1 protein-coding gene is annotated in these 231 nt (G+C 29.4%); it reads right to left on the bottom strand.

Annotated features, from left to right (window positions below):
* On the bottom strand, positions 1 to 231 hold a 231-nt coding region (locus H2O73_RS24415; RefSeq protein WP_182110853.1), incomplete at both ends, for a two-component regulator propeller domain-containing protein.

The following is a 231-nucleotide window of genomic DNA, read 5'->3' on the forward strand; positions in this document are numbered from 1 at the left end:
AGGGCCGTAGTATAAAGATTTAATGTTGTTATTGGATAATGAATTATTGTCCTTTTCCTTCTTTTTATAGGGAGTTATTAGTCCAGTTGAAACATTTAGTTTAATAAGCCCCTCATTCTCTGTTCCTAACCATAAATTTCCATAGACATCTTCGGTTATTACTCTAATATTATTGCTTGAAAAATCAGGATGAGTTTTAGTATTAAATTGTTTAACAATGCCTTTATCTTT

This window comes from Vibrio marinisediminis (assembly GCF_014050145.1).
Lineage (GTDB): Bacteria > Pseudomonadota > Gammaproteobacteria > Enterobacterales > Vibrionaceae > Vibrio > Vibrio marinisediminis.